Raw genomic sequence first — 16,373 nt, forward strand, 5'->3', positions numbered from 1 at the left:
TTTATTCTCCTAGCTTTGTGCCCACTGTTAATGAAGCTCCTGCTCCGTTTAAAAACTGTGTTCCAGTCATTCTTTTCTTACCAGCAAGCTGCAAATCTGTTATTTTAATTCCGGTTTGATTTCCTGTTTTAATAACAAAACCATCTGACTCTATATCAATAATTGTTCCAGATGAAAAACTTGATTCTGTTGTTACCTTTTCCCCCCACCAAATTTTCATCACCTGTCCATCCATAGAGGTATAAGCCACCGGCCAAGGATGCATTCCTCGAATATGGTTATAAATTTCTTCACCATCATTCGACCAATTTATCTTTTCCTGTTCCCTTTTAATGTTCCAAGCAAAAGTTGCTTCTTCATGATTTTGTGGTTGTGGGGACAATTTATTATCAAATACTAATGGGAGGGTTTCAGCTAATAGATTAGAGCCAGCCTTACTCAATTTATCATGTAGGGAACCCACATGATCTTTTTCATCAATTGTAACTTCCACTTGTGTCAACATATCACCTGCATCCAGCTTCTCTACCATATACATAATGGTCACTCCAGTTTTCTCTTGACCCTGAATAATGGAATAATGAATTGGCGCTCCCCCTCTTAGTTTAGGAAGAAGTGATGCGTGAACATTGATACAACCAAACTCAGGTGCGTCTAGTAATGGTTTCGGCAAAATTTGTCCAAATGCTGCTGTTACAATTAGATCTGGTTTCAAAGAGGTGATTTTCTCATATTCTAAAGGTTCTTTTATCTTTTCAGGTTGGAATACCGGAATGTTATGTTTTTCAGCTTCAACTTTAACAGGCGGTGGTGTCATCACCTTTTTACGACCTTTTGGCCGGTCAGGTTGTGTGACAACTGCAATTACTTCATATCCATCCTGAATGATTTGTTTTAATACCGGTACGGCAAAATCTGGTGTCCCCATAAATACTATTTTCTTCATTTTTATCACCCTTCTACTTCCAACTCGTTTTCTTCATAGTATCTTATTACTTTTGAAGTAAATAATACTCCGTTTAAATGGTCCATTTCGTGTTGAATGGCTCTGGCAAGAAACCCTTTCGCCTCCAACTCGTACCATTTACCTTTTCTATTTTGCGCTCGGATTTTTACATAATTAGGTCTTGATACCTCTCCATACAATCCAGGAAAACTTAGGCAGCCTTCCGGACCAGTCTGTTCACCAGCTAATTCGATTATTTCAGGATTAATCATTTCGATTTTTCCATATTTTTCGTCTGCTTCCACTATGGCTATTCGTTTGGCAATTCCAATTTGTGGTGCAGCCAATCCAACTCCATCTGCTTCAAGCATCGTATCGTACATATTGGTTATTAATCTGACAAGTCTTTTGTCAAATACAGTTACACTATCACATTTTTGTTCTAAAACCTCTGCTGGATATTTCACGATGTTAAGAATAGACAATCTTCATTCCTCCAACTAATTACATAAGCATATATGGATTTAAATCCACATGTACAGCCAGTTTTTCTTGCTCCATATTTGTTTGATATTTATCTAAAACACTTTTAAGTGCCGAATGCAGGTTTGGTTCTTTTTTGTATTTGATTATACATTGATATCGATACCTGTCTTTTATCCGTGATATCGGAGACGCCACAGGACCTAATATAACAGCATTGTCTGATAAATGCTGCTTCAAAAACCTGGTAATATTTTCTGTAACAGCAACCGTTTTTGTCAGCTCTTGGTGTGTGACCGTTACGAGTGCCAGAAAATAAAACGGTGGATATTGATGGAGTTTTCGGACTTGCATTTCTTTTTGGTAAAACTGGAGATAGTCATGATGACTAGCCAATTCCACGCTGTAATGCTCCGGACTGTAGGATTGAATGACAACTTCACCAGCTAAATTATGTCTACCAGCCCGGCCACTAACTTGGGTTAATAGCTGAAAAGTTTTTTCAGATGACCGGAAATCAGGAATATTAAGCATAGTATCTGCTGTAAGGACACCAACAAGTGTAACATATGGGAAATCAAGCCCTTTTGCAATCATTTGTGTTCCAAGGAGAATGTCTGCCTTTCTATCGCCAAATTGTTGTAAGAGTTTTTCATGTGCACCCTTTTTTCTTGTTGTGTCCACATCCATGCGAATAACCCTAGCGTTAGGCAACAGTTTTGTTATCTCTTCCTCTACCTTTTGTGTTCCTGTTCCAAAAAAACGAAAATGTTCGCTGTCACAGGACGGACAATTTGAACTTACGGGTTCTTCATATCCACAATAATGACATTTCATTTGATTGGAGCTTCTATGATAGGTTAAGGAAATATCACAATGTGGGCATTCTACTACATATCCACAGTCTCGACACATAACGAATGAAGAATAACCCCTTTTATTCAAAAAAAGCACCGTTTGCTCTCCACGTTCTAATCTAATTTGCATTTTTTCTAGAAGGGCTCTCGAAAACATGGATCGATTACCTTCACGTAATTCTTCTCTCATGTCTACTATGTCTACTTCTGGCATCCCTTGTTCACTCATACGCTTGTCCATTTTCAAAAGCTTATACACATTCTTTGATGCACGGGCAAAGGTTTCCAAAGTAGGCGTAGCACTACCTAATACTACAGGGCACTCGTGATAGCGACCTCTTTCCATAGCAATATCCCTTGCATGGTACCTTGGGGTATCTTCTTGTTTATAGCTAGTTTCATGCTCTTCATCAATGATAATGATACCTATATTTTCAAACGGAGCAAAAATAGCTGAACGGGCACCTACGACTACCTTCACTTCTTTTCGATGAATTTTGCGCCATTCATCATATTTCTCTCCCATTCCAAGCCCACTGTGTAATACAGCAACTTTGGAACCAAATCTGGATTTAAAACGATTAACCATCTGTGGAGTCAGCGCAATTTCAGGTACTAAAACGATCGCTTCTTTTCCTTTTTGAAGGACTCTGTCAACTGTTTGCATATATACTTCTGTCTTGCCACTGCCAGTAACTCCAAACATGACATACCCATCATGTCTATTACCGTCGATGGAATCCAAAATCGGACCGATCGCCTCGTTCTGTTGGTATGTTAATGGTAATGGAGAGGAAGGAGTGAAAGTCCGCTCCAAATATGGGTCCCTGTAAATCTCCACGTCTTCTTCTGATAATACTTCCAACTTTATTAACGCCTTTAATGCTGCAACTCCAATTTGCAATTCTTCCAAGAGCAATTTCTTTACTATTTCTGATTGTTTAGTTTCCAAAAAGAAGTCCAATAGCTTATGCTGTGCAATGGCTCTTTCAGATAGTTCATTTTTTGTTTGTACTAGTATTTCTTCTGTCGCATTTAGCCTAATAATTTTATGCGTCTTTTTCGAGAGACGGTCTTTCACTTCATAATAGACTTCTAAAATATTTTCCTCAATTAACCATTTGATTACGTTAAAATGATTTGTTCCGCTTAACTCTTCAAATTTAATCCTATCTGTATCGTGAAAAAAAAGCTGTAATTCGGCAGGTAATTTAGTTACATCTCTTGCAATTATCCATTTCACATATTTAGCTTTTAATGCTGCTGGTAGCATTGCTTGATAAGCTGAAATAGTATAGCACAGTGTGTGATCCCTTAACCAATGCGCCAAGCCCATCAATTCTTTTGTCAACACTGGCTGAATATCAATTAATGAGGTAATGGGCCTCGTTTTTTCGACAGTTGTAGATTCCTTGACTGCCACTACAAAGCCTTGAATTTGCCTTGGTCCAAATGGTACATTGACTCTTATTCCAGGCTGAACAATCCCTATCCATTTTTCAGGAATTTCGTAGTCGAATGGTCGATCTGTTTGTTTTACTGGGACATCCACTATTACACTTGCAAATCTCATTGTTTTTCCTCGAGTGTTTTAATTATTTCATTGATAATGGATCTCGCTACATCTTTTTTTGACATCATCGGTAAAGAAAGATGTGTTCCATTTTTTCTATATAGGGTTACAATATTGGTATCTGTTCCAAAACCTGCTCCCTCCTGTGTCACATTATTCGCAACGACTAGATCGAGGTTTTTCTTATCAAGCTTATCCTTGGCATATCTCTCCACATCATTTGTCTCAGCAGCAAACCCTACTAAAATTTGGTTTTTCTTTTGTTCTCCTAGAGTTTTCAAAATATCAGTTGTTCTTTCCATCTCTATCAAACTGTCATCGTTTGACTTTTTCATTTTGAGATCAAAAACATGCTTTGGCCGGTAATCAGCGACTGCTGCAGATTTTATAACAATATTGGTATCTTCATAATATTCAAGGACTGTTTCATACATTTCTTGGGCAGATTCCACTCTTATTGTAGAAACATTTGGTGGAGACTGTAAATGGGTTGGTCCAGATACGAGTACGACTGAAGCACCCATCTCTGCAGCTATTTCCGCGATTGCATAGCCCATTTTTCCAGAAGAATGATTAGTAAAGTATCGTACTGGATCCACCTTTTCAATAGTCGGACCTGCAGTAACTAAAACACTTTTTCCAAGTAAAGGTTTTCTCTTCTCCTTCGTAAAAAAGTGAGTGAGCGCCTCGACAATTGCTTCAGGCTCTTCTAAACGCCCCTTGCCAACATAACCACATGCCAAAAAGCCCTCTCCAGGCTCCAAAAATGTATATCCAAAGGATAAGAGACGATCTATGTTTTCCTTTACAGCTGGGTGATCATACATATGTACATTCATCGCAGGTGCAATCCACACTTTAGCTGTTGTTGCAAGTAATGTAGTAGTAACCATGTCATCTGCAATCCCGTTAGCTAGCTTTCCAATCACATTGGCAGTGGCAGGCGCAACTAACACGAGATCAGCCCAATCCGCCAAGTCGATATGAGAAATGACAGCAGGATTTTTTTCTTCAAATGTATCTGTAAACACTTCATTACGGGATAACGCTTGAAATGATAGTGGTGTAACAAATTTCGTAGCAGATTCACTCATAATCACTTTCACTTCTGCACCTTGCTGGACAAGCTTGCTCGTTAAGGCTACCGCCTTGTAAACAGCAATACCACCTGTCACACATAACAATATTTTTTTCCCTTTTAGCATAAAACCTACCCCCATTGCTAAACTATCAAAATGTCCTTAAAAAAATAACAACCTATCTCTAGGTTGTTCAGTGTTTAGACAAAGTTCAAAGTAATATGGTCAAACAGATTAAAAACCCTCGCCAATCAAGATAACAGCCCTCGGGAGGACAAAGGTTACCAAATTGGTAAAAATCGTCCCCAAAAGGGCGGGTAGAAATAGTGGAGGCATTTTTAATCAACCTGGGCAACCCATCTTCAGGTTGTAAAATTACTTATGATTAAGAATTCCTTCGCTTCTTTCAGCAGTTTTGATTGTTTTTGCAGAAAGCAGCCCAGCCTCAATTTCTTCAAGCGCTTTCCCTACAAACTTATGGGAAACAGTTTTTTCAATCATTTGGTCATTTGTTTGTTGCAATTCTCTTGCACGTCTTGCAGACACAGTTACTAATGTATATTTAGAATCCAGTTTAGTCATTAAAGAATCAATAGATGGGTACAACATATTATTCAGCCTCCAGCATTTGTTTATATTTTTCACGAAGTCTAGACCTTTTGCAATGTTCAGCTTGAACGATAGACTGAATCCTTTCACAAGCAAGGTCAACTTGATCGTTTTCTACAACATAGTCGTAAGCATCCATCATTTCGATTTCCTCTTTCGCTACAGTCATGCGATTGTTAATCAAATCTTCCGTTTCTGTCCCTCTTGTTGTAATTCTGTTTTTCAACTCCGATAGACTAGGTGGCATCAAGAAAATAAAAACTCCTTCTGGGAATTTACTTTTCACTTGAATTGCGCCTTGCACTTCTATTTCTAAAAACACATCTTTGCCTTCTGCCAGGCATTGTTCCACATATTCAACAGGAGTACCGTAATAATTTCCAACATATTCAGCCCATTCGATAAATTTATCTTCTTCTATAAGCTGTTCGAATGCTTCTCTGGATTTAAAGAAATAGTCTGTACCATCCACTTCACCATCCCGAGGACTTCTTGTAGTCATTGAAATGGAGTAATGCAAGCTAACATCCTTTTTTGAAAATAATGCTTTTCTGACAGTTCCTTTCCCAACGCCCGATGGACCAGAAAGGACTATCAATAATCCTCTTTCTCTCATTTATTTATAAATACCTACCCTTCATCAGACATATCATCTTTATTTATAAGTCGCTGTGCAACAGTTTCAGGTTGTACTGCTGATAAAATTACATGATCGCTATCCATAACTAGAACAGCTCTAGTTCGTCTACCATATGTTGCATCAATGAGCATTCCTTGGTCCCTCGCATCTTGAATAATGCGCTTAATCGGTGCAGATTCAGGACTTACAATAGAAATGATTCTGTTTGCTGAAACGATATTACCAAATCCAATATTTATCAATTTAATATTCATGGTTCCCACCTCTTGTTACAAACTCTATTCTATCCCTGTTTATTGGTTGATAATCAACAATCATTCAATGTTTTGTACTTGCTCTTTTATTTTTTCTAGACAAGCCTTCATATCGACTACCAAATTTGCAATCTTGGCGTCATTTCCTTTGGAACCAATTGTATTCACTTCTCTATTCAATTCTTGAACGAGAAAATCTAACTTTCTTCCTACTGGAGTAGTTGATTGTAAGGAATGCCGGAATTGGCTCAAGTGACTATGTATTCTTTTTATCTCTTCATTAATATCTGCCTTGTCTGCGAAAATAGCAGCTTCGGCTAAAATACGTTGTTCATCAATTTGTGAAACTATAAAATCTTTTAATCTAACTTCCATTCTTTTTCGGTAGGATTCCACTACTAATGGAACAGATTCTTTAACTCGATCAGTCAATTCTTCAATATGGGAAAGGTGTTCAAGCACATCCTCTTTTAGTTGCTCTCCTTCATGGGAACGCATGGAAACTAATTGTTCAGATGCTAACATAACTTGTTCTAGCAATGGTTTTTCAACTTCAAATCCTTTTTCCGACTCTGAAATGATGAATACATCTTCTAATTTAAGTATATCACTAATTTCAATCGGACTGGAAATTTGAAATTTTTCTTTGGCATTTTGTAATTCCTTTATGTATAAAGACAGAAGTTGCCAGTCTACACTCAAATGTTTATCATTTGTTCCACCTTCCACCGAGATGAATACTTCAATGCGTCCTCGGTTTACGATAGAACTAACTGTTTTTTTTACTTTTTCTTCTAAGTATTGATACCGCTTAGGCATTCTAATATTAAACTCACAAAACCTGTGATTGACTGACTTTATTTCCACATTAATGTTATATGTATCAATGGTCACTTCCGATTGACCAAAGCCTGTCATACTTTTCACCATTTTTTTCACGTCCGATTCTTTGTAAAGAGTAGCGTTAATATGGTAGAAGAATTTCCAACTGCATATTACAGGTTCTGATAAATGCCTTTGAGATGCTAAGCAACCACTATATTAGCATTCTTTGCCTTATTTTAAAAGTTATTTTTAGCACATTACAGGAAAAGGTAATAGAGGTTTCCTCTACTACCTTAATAGAATTATACCATATTCTTTTTTGCTTTACTTGTAAAAAGCGTTCCAACCAATAAAAATGTTGGCAAGGAAGCCATTCCTAAAATAAGGAGCCACTCTTTAGGGTCAATTGCTACTGTATGGAAAATACCTTGAAGTGGTGGATAATAAATGACCACAAGCATTAGCAATATACTAGATAATACCGAACCAACTAGATACATATTTTGAAATGGATTTCGATGGAAGATAGAACGTTCACTTCGACAATCAAATACATGAATTAACTGCGCCATAACGAGTGTTGCAAAAGCTACTGTTTGAGCATACATCAAATTATCTGGATTTTGCCTGTAGACAATAATAAATGCCAGCAAAGTAGCTAGTCCAATTAAAAACCCACGTGAGACAATCTTCCACCACAACCCTCTAGCAAAGACTCCTTCTCTAGGATGTCTCGGCTTCCTTTTCATCACATCTCCCTCTGCTTGATCTAACCCTAATGCCATAGCTGGTAATCCGTCTGTAACAAGGTTTACCCAAAGAATTTGGATAGGTACAAGTGGTAAAGGAAGGGCAAGTAACATAGCAAAGAGCATGACAAGTATCTCACCAACATTGGATGCAAGGAGGTACCGAATAAATTTCCTGATGTTTTCATAAATATTACGACCTTCTTTAATGGCAGATTTAATGGTAGCAAAATTATCATCTAGTAGCACAAGGGAGGATGCTTCTTTTGCTACATCTGTACCAGTAATCCCCATTGAAATCCCTATATCGGAAGCTTTAATTGCTGGAGCGTCATTCACCCCATCACCTGTCATGGCAACAATGTGGCCTTTCTTTTGAAGAGCTTTTACAATTGACAGCTTATGTTGAGGCGAAACCCTTGCATATACATATACATCTTCTACTATCTGTTCTAGCTCCTCCTGTGACATTCCCTGTAATGCCCTACCTTCTAAAACCTTTCCTCCCATTGGCAAAATCCCAATTTCGGAAGCAATCGCTTTTGCGGTAATAACATGATCACCAGTAATCATCACCGTCTTGATACCAGCCTCCCTACACTCTTTGACTGCTTGTTTCACTTCTGGACGAGGCGGATCAATCATTCCTTGCAAACCGATAAAGATTAAATCCTTTTCTACATCTTTCTCTAACATACCTTCATGAAACGATGTGATAGGCTTAAATGCTACCGCAATATTTCGAAGCGCCTTTGATGCTAACGTATGGACCATGTCTTTAACAAAGTTCTCATACTTCTGCGTTAATAGCTCACGTTTTCCATTCCAAAGGAGCGATTCACTTACCTTTGTTATCACATCAGGTGCACCTTTTGTTATGACAAATAATTTTCCATGATTGTCTTTTACAATCACACTCATCATTTTCCGTTCCGAGTCAAAAGGGAATTCTTTTACAAGCTGAAAGTCATCAATCAAGCTTTCCCTTGTATAACCTGCTTTCATGGCAGCTACCAATAGTGCACCTTCTGTTGGATCGCCATCAAGAACATATTGTTTGTTCTTTACCTTAACTTCTGCATTATTACATAACAACCCAAAAGTAAGTAGCTGCTGCAATGATTTGTCCATCTTACCTACTTTATTTCCGTCCTGGAGAAATTCCCCTTTAGGCTCATACCCATTTCCTGTTACACTCCATAGCTTACCACCCGACCAAACGTGAGTAACTGTCATTTTGTTTTGCGTTAGAGTCCCTGTTTTATCAGAACAAATAACAGATGCGCAACCTAAAGTCTCCACGGCAGGTAGCTTTCTTACAATTGACTTTTGTTTAATCATTCTTTGTACTCCAAGAGACAACGCCACTGTTACAATTGCTGGAAGTCCTTCCGGAATGGCTGCTACCGCTAACGAAACCCCAGCCAAGAACATATCGTACAAGCTATGCCCCTGTAATACACCTACTATTACAACTAAAGCTGTCAAAATCAACGCTACTGTAATTAATATTTTCCCAAGCTGTTCAAGTTTTCTTTGCAATGGGGTGATAGTGGCTTCTGCTGATTGGAGTAAATCCGCAATCTGCCCCATGGCTGTATTCATTCCGGTTGCTACTACTACCCCTACCCCAGAACCACGGGTTACAAGGGTCCCCATGAATGCCATATTCTCTTGGTCTCCTATTGCAATATCAGATCCAGCTACAGGACTAACACTTTTTACAGATGGAACTGATTCACCTGTCAATGCCGACTCTTCAATCTCTAATGAACTAGCCTGTACAATTCTAAGGTCCGCTCCAATTCTGTCACCACTTGTGAACTTCACAATGTCACCAACTACCACATCACGCGAAGCAACCTTGCGCCACTCTCTTTCTCTTAACACCATTACTTGGGGGGCTGACAACTCTTTTAATGCCTGCAACGATTTTTCAGCTTTTCTTTCCTGAAAAAACCCTAGAAATGCATTAATTACCACAATAGCAATAATAGCAATAGCATCAATGTATTCCCCAAGTAAACCAGATATCATGGTAGCCGCAAGCAAAACAACGACCATAAAATCTTTGAACTGCTCTAAGAACAATAAGATGGCGTTCGGCCGTTCGGCCTCTTGAAGTTCATTCGTCCCAAATTGTAATAGCCGATTTTTCGCTTCAGATTCACTTAAACCAGCATTTAGATTGGAGTTAATCTGTTCCTCAACTTCTTCTGCTCTCATTTCATGCCATTTCATCTGTCCTCTCACAACCTTTGCACAAAATCTATCTATGAAAGTCTATTCGGACCTGTCCAAAAAAATGATATACTTTTTGGGCGTTATCAGAATTGATGAGATATAATAGAGGAGAGAACCGTATTTACCTGCTTCATTAGAAAGGAAGTTTATATAGATGAGTTTTGATGGAATCTTTACATACGCTATGACAACCGAATTAAAAGAGAAGATTGAAAGTGGAAGAATTACGAAGATATATCAACCATATAAGAATGAATTACTGTTAACTATACGGCAGGGAGGCAAAAATCATAAGTTACTGATTAGCGCACATCCAAGCTATGCCAGAATTCACCTGACAAATGAAACCTATGAAAATCCAACAGAACCACCCATGTTCTGTATGTTGCTCCGTAAACACCTTGAAGGGAGTATCATTACCAATATTTATCAAATTGAAATGGACCGCATTATCATAATTGATGTAAAAGCAAGGAACGAAATAGGGGACGTTTCCTATAAACAGCTGATTGTAGAAATTATGGGACGCCACTCCAATATTCTTTTTGTAGACAAAGAAAAAAATATGATTCTTGATACTATTAAACATGTATCATTATCACAAAATAGACATAGAAGTCTTTCTCCTGGCCAACCTTATGTAATGCCACCGTCTCAAAACAAACTTCATCCTTTTGAAGCAACAGAAGAGACCGTTCAACGGAAGCTTGATTTTTTTGCCGGAAAGCTAGACAAACAGTTGGTTAATATTTTTGCAGGAATCTCCCCGTTATTTGCAAAAGAAGCAGTATTCACAGCAGGACTCACAAATAGGGATTCGTTGCCAAAAAGCTTTATTTCATTAGTAAATCAAATCAAACAACATGCATTTTCTCCCCAAACTTTGACAAGCAGCAATAAAGAAATCTTTTACTTAATTGACCTAAAGCATATTAGTGGGGAGAAAAAAACCTTTGATTCCCTAAGCGAAACACTTGATCGCTTTTATTTCGGGAAAGCATCTAGAGACCGCGTCAAACAACAGGCTAATGATTTAGATAGATTTATCATCAATGAAATCCATAAAAATCAAAAGAAGATTGGTAAATTAGAGCAGACGCTCGTAGATGCCAAAGATGCTGAAAAGTTTCAATTATATGGAGAACTACTAACTGCAAATCTTTATCAAATTTCACGTGGTGATGTGGAGGTTAGTGTCGTAAACTATTACGATGAGAATGGATCCACTATAACGATTCCTCTAGATCCACAACGAACACCATCAGCAAATGCACAGCGGTATTTCAATAAATACCAAAAAGCAAAAAACTCACTTTCCATCGTAGAAGAACAAATTGAAAAAGCACAGTCAGAGATTCAATACTTTGATATGTTAAGCCAGCAAGTAGAAACTGCCTCTCCAAAAGATATACAGGAAATCCGTGATGAGCTCATGGAAGAAGGCTACTTACGAATGAAGCAAAACCGCAAAAAAACGAAGCCACAAAAACCGGTTCTAGAGTCTTATCTGGCAAGTGATGGCACGGAAATTCTTGTTGGAAAAAACAATAAACAAAACGACCACTTAACCAATCGTGTTGCCAGACGAGACGAAATATGGCTTCATACGAAGGATATTCCTGGGTCCCATGTTGTAATCCGCAGTGAAAATCCCGCAGAGGCAACTATTAGGGAAGCAGCAACGATTGCCGCCTATTATAGCAAAGCCCGCCATTCCGGTTCGGTCCCTGTAGACTATACAAAGGTAAGGCATGTTAAAAAACCATCTGGAGCCAAACCAGGTTTTGTTATCTACGAACAACAGCAGACCGTTTATGTCACTCCGGATGAAGAAATGATGATACAGTTAAAAAAATAAGAGGCAAAACCTCAAGCATTATAAGAACATTGCACTGCAAAGCATAAGGCAAATACCTAGAGCAACTCCATTTATCTAATAAAAAATCCGGACCAAATCAAAATTCTATTAAAAAAATTTTGACTATTAGTCCGGATTTTTCTTACTATAATTAGTTATGTTTTTGATAGCTTTCCATTATAAAAGTTGCTTGTTTTTCTAAGACATGGTCTGGGTAAGGTACATTAATTCGCAGATACACGTTACTTGGGCCTTCCTGGTTCCCTTCTCTATTAATAAAATAATGATGACTTTGAAATACACCCATTGTTTTTACATGCTCCAGTATATAGATTGTTGGGTAAGCATAATCGCTTAGTTCTTTATTTTCTATAATCGCAGTGATTTCTATTGAATCTTGAAGCGGTTCTTCAGCGAAGATTATCGCACCAACAACCTTCTCCTTCTCATCTTTAATCCACCATTTATTCTCCATTTCTTGCTGTAAATGAAGATCCAAATCTTGCAGAATAGGAATATTCGGTTCTTCAAATATCCCATGCTCACTTAAGGTACCTACAGTCCTTTCCTGCAGTTTTATAACTGTACCACTAATTATTATTGATGCTATCAATAACACTGAAGCATACATGAAAATAATTTGAAAAGTAAAAAGGGATTTTTTGGTATTCCTATTCATACTATCTGTTAATCTCTCATAAATTTGCTCCTTTTCATCTACATCTAATCGGATAGAGGAGAAACTTGGAGCCCCTTGATCTTCATTATACTTCTCCATGAATATATCCCTCCTCCTCCAACGTTCTTTTCAAAGCGTCCTGAGCTCGTGAAAGAGTAGTTTTCACTTTAGCTTCCGACCAATTCAAGACCTCTGCTGTTTCCCTGGTGGATAATTCTTTTACTTTTCTTAGCAAAATTACCTCTTGGTAAGAATGCTTTAATTTACTTAAGGCCATGTAAAAGTGCCTTTCAGATTCTCCTAGATCTAAAATCCTTTGAGGACATCCTTCTCTGTTTACGGAAATCAAATTCCATTCAGTCAAATAGTAACTAATTGGATTTGATTTCCTTTTATAATCAATCGTAAGGTTCCTAGCAATCCGGTATAACCAATTCTTTACACTTGCTCTTCCCTGGTATTGCTCAAGACTAAAATAGGACTTCAAAAAGGTATCATGCATCAGGTCTTTTGCTTGCTCATGATCTCGAATCAATAAATATATAAAGCGATAAATTTCATCACTGTATAACATGTACCATTCCCTTACCTTTTGTTTTGCATTTTCCTCATCCAACATCCTTCCTCCTCTCGTGAAATATTGCTATAAAGACGTTCGAATTGAAAAAAGGTTACAGATATTTTCAATAATAGAAGGGAAAATATTTGCTTCCTAATAAAAACCATGTTTAAATGGAAAAATAGTTTGAAATGTTTTCACATTGGAGGTAACAACATGAAAAAAAAGCTATCGGTTTTTCTGATTGCAATGTTAACTACCGCACTACTAGCTGCTTGCGGGGCAAATGAAAATGATGCAGCAAATGAAGGAAATCAAAATGCCCAAGATCAACAAGATCAAGGACAAGCTCCTGAATTAGAAGAAGTGGACCCTGAAAAGGTAGTTGCAACTGTTAATGGAGAAGAAATAAAAGGTGAAGAATATAACAATATGCTTCAACAAACACAGATTATGATGATGCAATTCGGTCAAATGGGAGACGCAGATACTCTTAAAGAGCAAACATTAAATACACTAATTGACCAAAAAATCCTTTCACTAGAAGTCAGTGACAAAGGCTATGAAGCATCTGAAAAAGAAGTAGAAGACTACCTTAACGAAATTAAAACCCAATATGAAAGTGAAGAAAAATTCAATGAAGCTCTAGAAGCTAGTCCACTAACAATGGAGACCCTTAAAACTCAAATTGCAGAAGAGCTTGCACTTGAGAAATATCTTGAAAACGAACTTGAAGAAACAAACGTAACGGACGAGCAAGTCGAAGAATATTATAAGCAAGCAAAAGAACAAAGTGAAGCACAACAACAAGATGCTGCAGAAGGTGAAGAAACCCAAGAAAACCAATTCCCTGAACTAGCTGAAGTAGAAGACCAAATCCGTGGTCAATTAGAACAGGAAGACAAGCAGAAAAAACTACAAGCAGTTGTTGAAGAGCTAAAGGAAAACAGTGAAATTGAGAAAATGATTTAATGGTTTACGGCACACCTCTTTATGAGGTGTGTTTTTTGTTTTTGTTTTGTGAAAGATGGAAATTTCTACGCTAATTGGTTCATCACCAAAAGTAAAGGTTGACGGTCTTTCCAACTATCTCAAGGCTTATTTGTCGATTTCAGTTTGCGAAATTCAAGTTACTAATACTCTTAATTTAGATCCTTACTTTTTATGATATCTTTTTGAAAATGTATTACCAACTTCATTTAATTTCATAGATTTTAATATACTCCTAGCAATATACGTACTATTTAACTGGAGAAACCACATACAATCACGGCTACTAATTTCATTTCCAAACAAAAGAAAATATTCATCAATTGTCTTCACATGTGCGTCTTTTGATACATGATTACATACTATACATTTCCATATCCCGTTCACCCTTACCATCAAGAGTACCTCACACGATGTACAAAATACACCTGGATGAATATCTGATACTTGGACATTAAATTCTTCTAAATCATTATTAGATCGCACGACATTGCTGCTTTTCAACTGCTTAGATATGACTTTTAGCTCCTCCCAGTATAAATAATCATCATTTTCATGTTTCCTAATAAGTTTCTCCACTCTAAAGGAGAGTCCGGGACTTCTAACAACAAAATCTTGCACTTTTTTATTATCGGAAATAGCCTTCACGATAGCATTTGTATTAGTTAAGACTACAAGTGAGTCACCGCGATAATCGGTATATCCTTGATCATCAAACCAATCTTTAAGTTGGTTGAATTGTCTTTTCACCTGTAATATTGGGTCAGGAATTGATTTAGTTTCATCAATAGATTCATTGTTAGGAAGGATGATATTTTTAGTTTGGAGTAACTGATGAAAATTCGGGTCAAAATGAAGAGTTCCGGTTAAATGTTTAACCTCTAGTATGAGAAAAAATGAGGGGAACAAAAGAAGGGTATCAATTTGAAAGTAGCTATTTTTAAAAGGTAAACGCAGTCCACGAACAATTTGAAAATCGTACTTTAACTCTGGAATTAAAGATAAATAATAATTTATCGAATACTCTCCATATTCTCCCGCTGTTTTCATTCTAATTTCATTTTCTAGATCCATATACTTGGGATGATCTACTTTAAGCCTCTTTTTCAAAACCTGTAATTTCTGAAGATTTACTGATTCTTTAAACAAATTATCACTCCTCTCGTTTATTATACAATACTGCGTCATCCTCTTATTTTCCTTCCATAAAACGAAAATCGCATTTTTATATTATATTATTTTGGCGCTATATTTCCACTTTGTTTTGCCGCTCCTTTTGACGAACTTAGAGTAGTCCTAAATGTTCTAACTATGCACTTTTCAACTGCTATATAAATAATGCTCTATTTCACGTTTTGTGGGAAGTAGGGAACCTTTAGCAGGCTTTTGGAAACCTATAGTGGACTTAGGGAAACCTTTGATGCTGTTTTGAAAACCTTTCGAGGTGTTTCGTGAACCATTGATGATGTTTCGAAAACCTTTCGAGATCCCCCCTTTCTTGCACTGGTTGAAGCTAATAATCACCTTATTCCCTTACCTTCCTGCCCCTTTCGAGGGAAATGGGCTACCTTTAGGGGATTCTCAGAAACCTTTGATGGTATTTTCAAAACCTTTTGAGGTATTTCACGAACCTTTGATGCTATATCAAAAACCTTTCGAGGTATTCCACGAACCTTTGATAATGTTTCGAAATCCTTTCGAGATCTCCCCTTTCTTGCATTGGTTGAAGCTAATAATTACCTTATTTCCTTACCTTCCTGCCCCTTTCGAGGAAATGGGCTACCTTTAGGGGATATCTCAGAAACCTTTGATGGTATTTTCAAAACCTTTTGAGGTATTTCACGAACCTTTGATGCTATATCAAAAACCTTTCGAGGTATTCCACGAACCTTTGATGATGTTTCGAAAACCTTTCGAGATCCCCCCTTTCTTGCACTGGTTGAAGCTAATAATTACCTTATTCCCTTACCTTACTGCCCCTTTCGAGGGAAATGGGCTACCTTTAGGGGATTCTCAGAAACCTTTGAT

Annotated in this window: 14 protein-coding genes; 2 read left to right on the forward strand and 12 right to left on the reverse strand. The window is 37.4% G+C overall.

Features of this window, described 5'->3' with window-relative positions; genetic code table 11:
* Position 1: 1 nt before the first annotated feature.
* The 9 genes from fmt to LRP81_RS02705 form a co-directional block, all read right to left on the reverse strand.
* Positions 2–946: a methionyl-tRNA formyltransferase gene (fmt, locus tag LRP81_RS02665; protein ID WP_230499694.1), complete on the reverse strand. Its 945-nt coding sequence runs from the start codon at positions 944–946 to the stop codon at positions 2–4.
* Positions 947–951: 5 nt separating this feature from the next.
* Positions 952–1,431, reverse strand: coding sequence for a peptide deformylase (gene def, locus LRP81_RS02670; protein ID WP_230499695.1), 480 nt, complete (start codon positions 1,429–1,431; stop codon positions 952–954).
* A gap of 19 nt (positions 1,432–1,450) precedes the next feature.
* Positions 1,451–3,859, reverse strand: a complete 2,409-nt coding sequence (gene priA / locus LRP81_RS02675; RefSeq protein ID WP_230499696.1) for a primosomal protein N' — start codon at positions 3,857–3,859, stop codon at positions 1,451–1,453.
* Positions 3,856–5,064, reverse strand: coding sequence for a bifunctional phosphopantothenoylcysteine decarboxylase/phosphopantothenate--cysteine ligase CoaBC (gene coaBC, locus LRP81_RS02680; RefSeq protein WP_230499697.1), 1,209 nt, complete (start codon positions 5,062–5,064; stop codon positions 3,856–3,858). The genes priA and coaBC overlap by 4 nt, the downstream gene beginning before the upstream one ends.
* Positions 5,065–5,313: 249 nt before the next feature.
* Complete coding sequence (gene rpoZ, locus LRP81_RS02685) at positions 5,314–5,547, reverse strand: DNA-directed RNA polymerase subunit omega (RefSeq protein WP_230499698.1); 234 nt, start codon at positions 5,545–5,547, stop codon at positions 5,314–5,316.
* Between the two features lies 1 nt (position 5,548).
* Positions 5,549–6,163, reverse strand: a complete 615-nt coding sequence (gmk, locus tag LRP81_RS02690) for a guanylate kinase (RefSeq protein ID WP_230499699.1) — start codon at positions 6,161–6,163, stop codon at positions 5,549–5,551.
* A 14-nt stretch (positions 6,164–6,177) separates the two neighbouring features.
* A complete protein-coding gene (gene remA / locus LRP81_RS02695) occupies positions 6,178–6,441 on the reverse strand; it encodes an extracellular matrix/biofilm regulator RemA (protein ID WP_152444261.1) in 264 nt (87 codons plus the stop codon).
* Between the two features lie 60 nt (positions 6,442–6,501).
* Positions 6,502–7,371: a YicC/YloC family endoribonuclease gene (locus tag LRP81_RS02700; protein WP_230499885.1), complete on the reverse strand. Its 870-nt coding sequence runs from the start codon at positions 7,369–7,371 to the stop codon at positions 6,502–6,504.
* Between the two features lie 197 nt (positions 7,372–7,568).
* On the reverse strand, positions 7,569–10,256 hold the full coding sequence (locus LRP81_RS02705; RefSeq protein WP_230499700.1) for a calcium-translocating P-type ATPase, SERCA-type: 2,688 nt from the start codon (positions 10,254–10,256) through the stop codon (positions 7,569–7,571).
* 157 nt (positions 10,257–10,413) lie between these two features.
* Between LRP81_RS02705 and LRP81_RS02710 the strand changes: the two genes are divergently transcribed.
* Positions 10,414–12,117 (forward strand): Rqc2 family fibronectin-binding protein, encoded by a 1,704-nt coding sequence (locus tag LRP81_RS02710; protein ID WP_230499701.1) that lies wholly within the window; start codon positions 10,414–10,416, stop codon positions 12,115–12,117.
* 151 nt (positions 12,118–12,268) lie between these two features.
* Here LRP81_RS02710 and LRP81_RS02715 read toward each other — a convergent pair whose 3' ends face one another.
* Together LRP81_RS02715 and LRP81_RS02720 are read right to left on the reverse strand one after the other, a co-directional pair.
* Positions 12,269–12,895 carry a hypothetical protein gene (locus LRP81_RS02715; protein WP_230499702.1) on the reverse strand — a complete coding sequence of 209 codons (627 nt, stop codon included), beginning with the start codon at positions 12,893–12,895 and terminating at the stop codon, positions 12,269–12,271.
* A complete protein-coding gene (locus LRP81_RS02720) occupies positions 12,882–13,412 on the reverse strand; it encodes an RNA polymerase sigma factor (RefSeq protein ID WP_230499703.1) in 531 nt (176 codons plus the stop codon). The genes LRP81_RS02715 and LRP81_RS02720 overlap by 14 nt, the downstream gene beginning before the upstream one ends.
* A 159-nt stretch (positions 13,413–13,571) precedes the next feature.
* Between LRP81_RS02720 and LRP81_RS02725 the strand changes: the two genes are divergently transcribed.
* The gene (locus LRP81_RS02725; protein ID WP_230499704.1) at positions 13,572–14,327 is read left to right on the forward strand and encodes a SurA N-terminal domain-containing protein; all 756 of its coding nucleotides are present in this window, start codon (positions 13,572–13,574) and stop codon (positions 14,325–14,327) included.
* A 183-nt stretch (positions 14,328–14,510) separates the two neighbouring features.
* On the opposite strand, the gene LRP81_RS02730 is transcribed toward LRP81_RS02725, so the two are convergent.
* The gene (locus LRP81_RS02730; RefSeq protein WP_230499705.1) at positions 14,511–15,494 is read right to left on the reverse strand and encodes a nuclease-related domain-containing protein; all 984 of its coding nucleotides are present in this window, start codon (positions 15,492–15,494) and stop codon (positions 14,511–14,513) included.
* Between the last annotated feature and the right edge of the window lie 879 nt (positions 15,495–16,373).

This window comes from Sutcliffiella rhizosphaerae (genome assembly GCF_917563925.1).
Taxonomy (GTDB): domain Bacteria; phylum Bacillota; class Bacilli; order Bacillales; family Bacillaceae_I; genus Sutcliffiella_A; species Sutcliffiella_A rhizosphaerae.

What these genes read in the sequence shown, in the direction of transcription:
- gmk (WP_230499699.1), bottom strand. Translation starts at nt 6,163, where the DNA reads ATGAGAGAAAGAGGATTATTGATAGTCCTTTCTGGTCCATCGGGCGTT.
- fmt (WP_230499694.1), bottom strand. Translation starts at nt 946, where the DNA reads ATGAAGAAAATAGTATTTATGGGGACACCAGATTTTGCCGTACCGGTA.
- remA (WP_152444261.1), bottom strand. Translation starts at nt 6,441, where the DNA reads ATGAATATTAAATTGATAAATATTGGATTTGGTAATATCGTTTCAGCA.
- coaBC (WP_230499697.1), bottom strand. Translation starts at nt 5,064, where the DNA reads ATGCTAAAAGGGAAAAAAATATTGTTATGTGTGACAGGTGGTATTGCT.
- LRP81_RS02715 (WP_230499702.1), bottom strand. Translation starts at nt 12,895, where the DNA reads ATGGAGAAGTATAATGAAGATCAAGGGGCTCCAAGTTTCTCCTCTATC.
- rpoZ (WP_230499698.1), bottom strand. Translation starts at nt 5,547, where the DNA reads ATGTTGTACCCATCTATTGATTCTTTAATGACTAAACTGGATTCTAAA.
- LRP81_RS02700 (WP_230499885.1), bottom strand. Translation starts at nt 7,371, where the DNA reads ATGGTGAAAAGTATGACAGGCTTTGGTCAATCGGAAGTGACCATTGAT.
- priA (WP_230499696.1), bottom strand. Translation starts at nt 3,859, where the DNA reads ATGAGATTTGCAAGTGTAATAGTGGATGTCCCAGTAAAACAAACAGAT.
- LRP81_RS02710 (WP_230499701.1), top strand. Translation starts at nt 10,414, where the DNA reads ATGAGTTTTGATGGAATCTTTACATACGCTATGACAACCGAATTAAAA.
- LRP81_RS02705 (WP_230499700.1), bottom strand. Translation starts at nt 10,256, where the DNA reads ATGAAATGGCATGAAATGAGAGCAGAAGAAGTTGAGGAACAGATTAAC.
- LRP81_RS02725 (WP_230499704.1), top strand. Translation starts at nt 13,572, where the DNA reads ATGAAAAAAAAGCTATCGGTTTTTCTGATTGCAATGTTAACTACCGCA.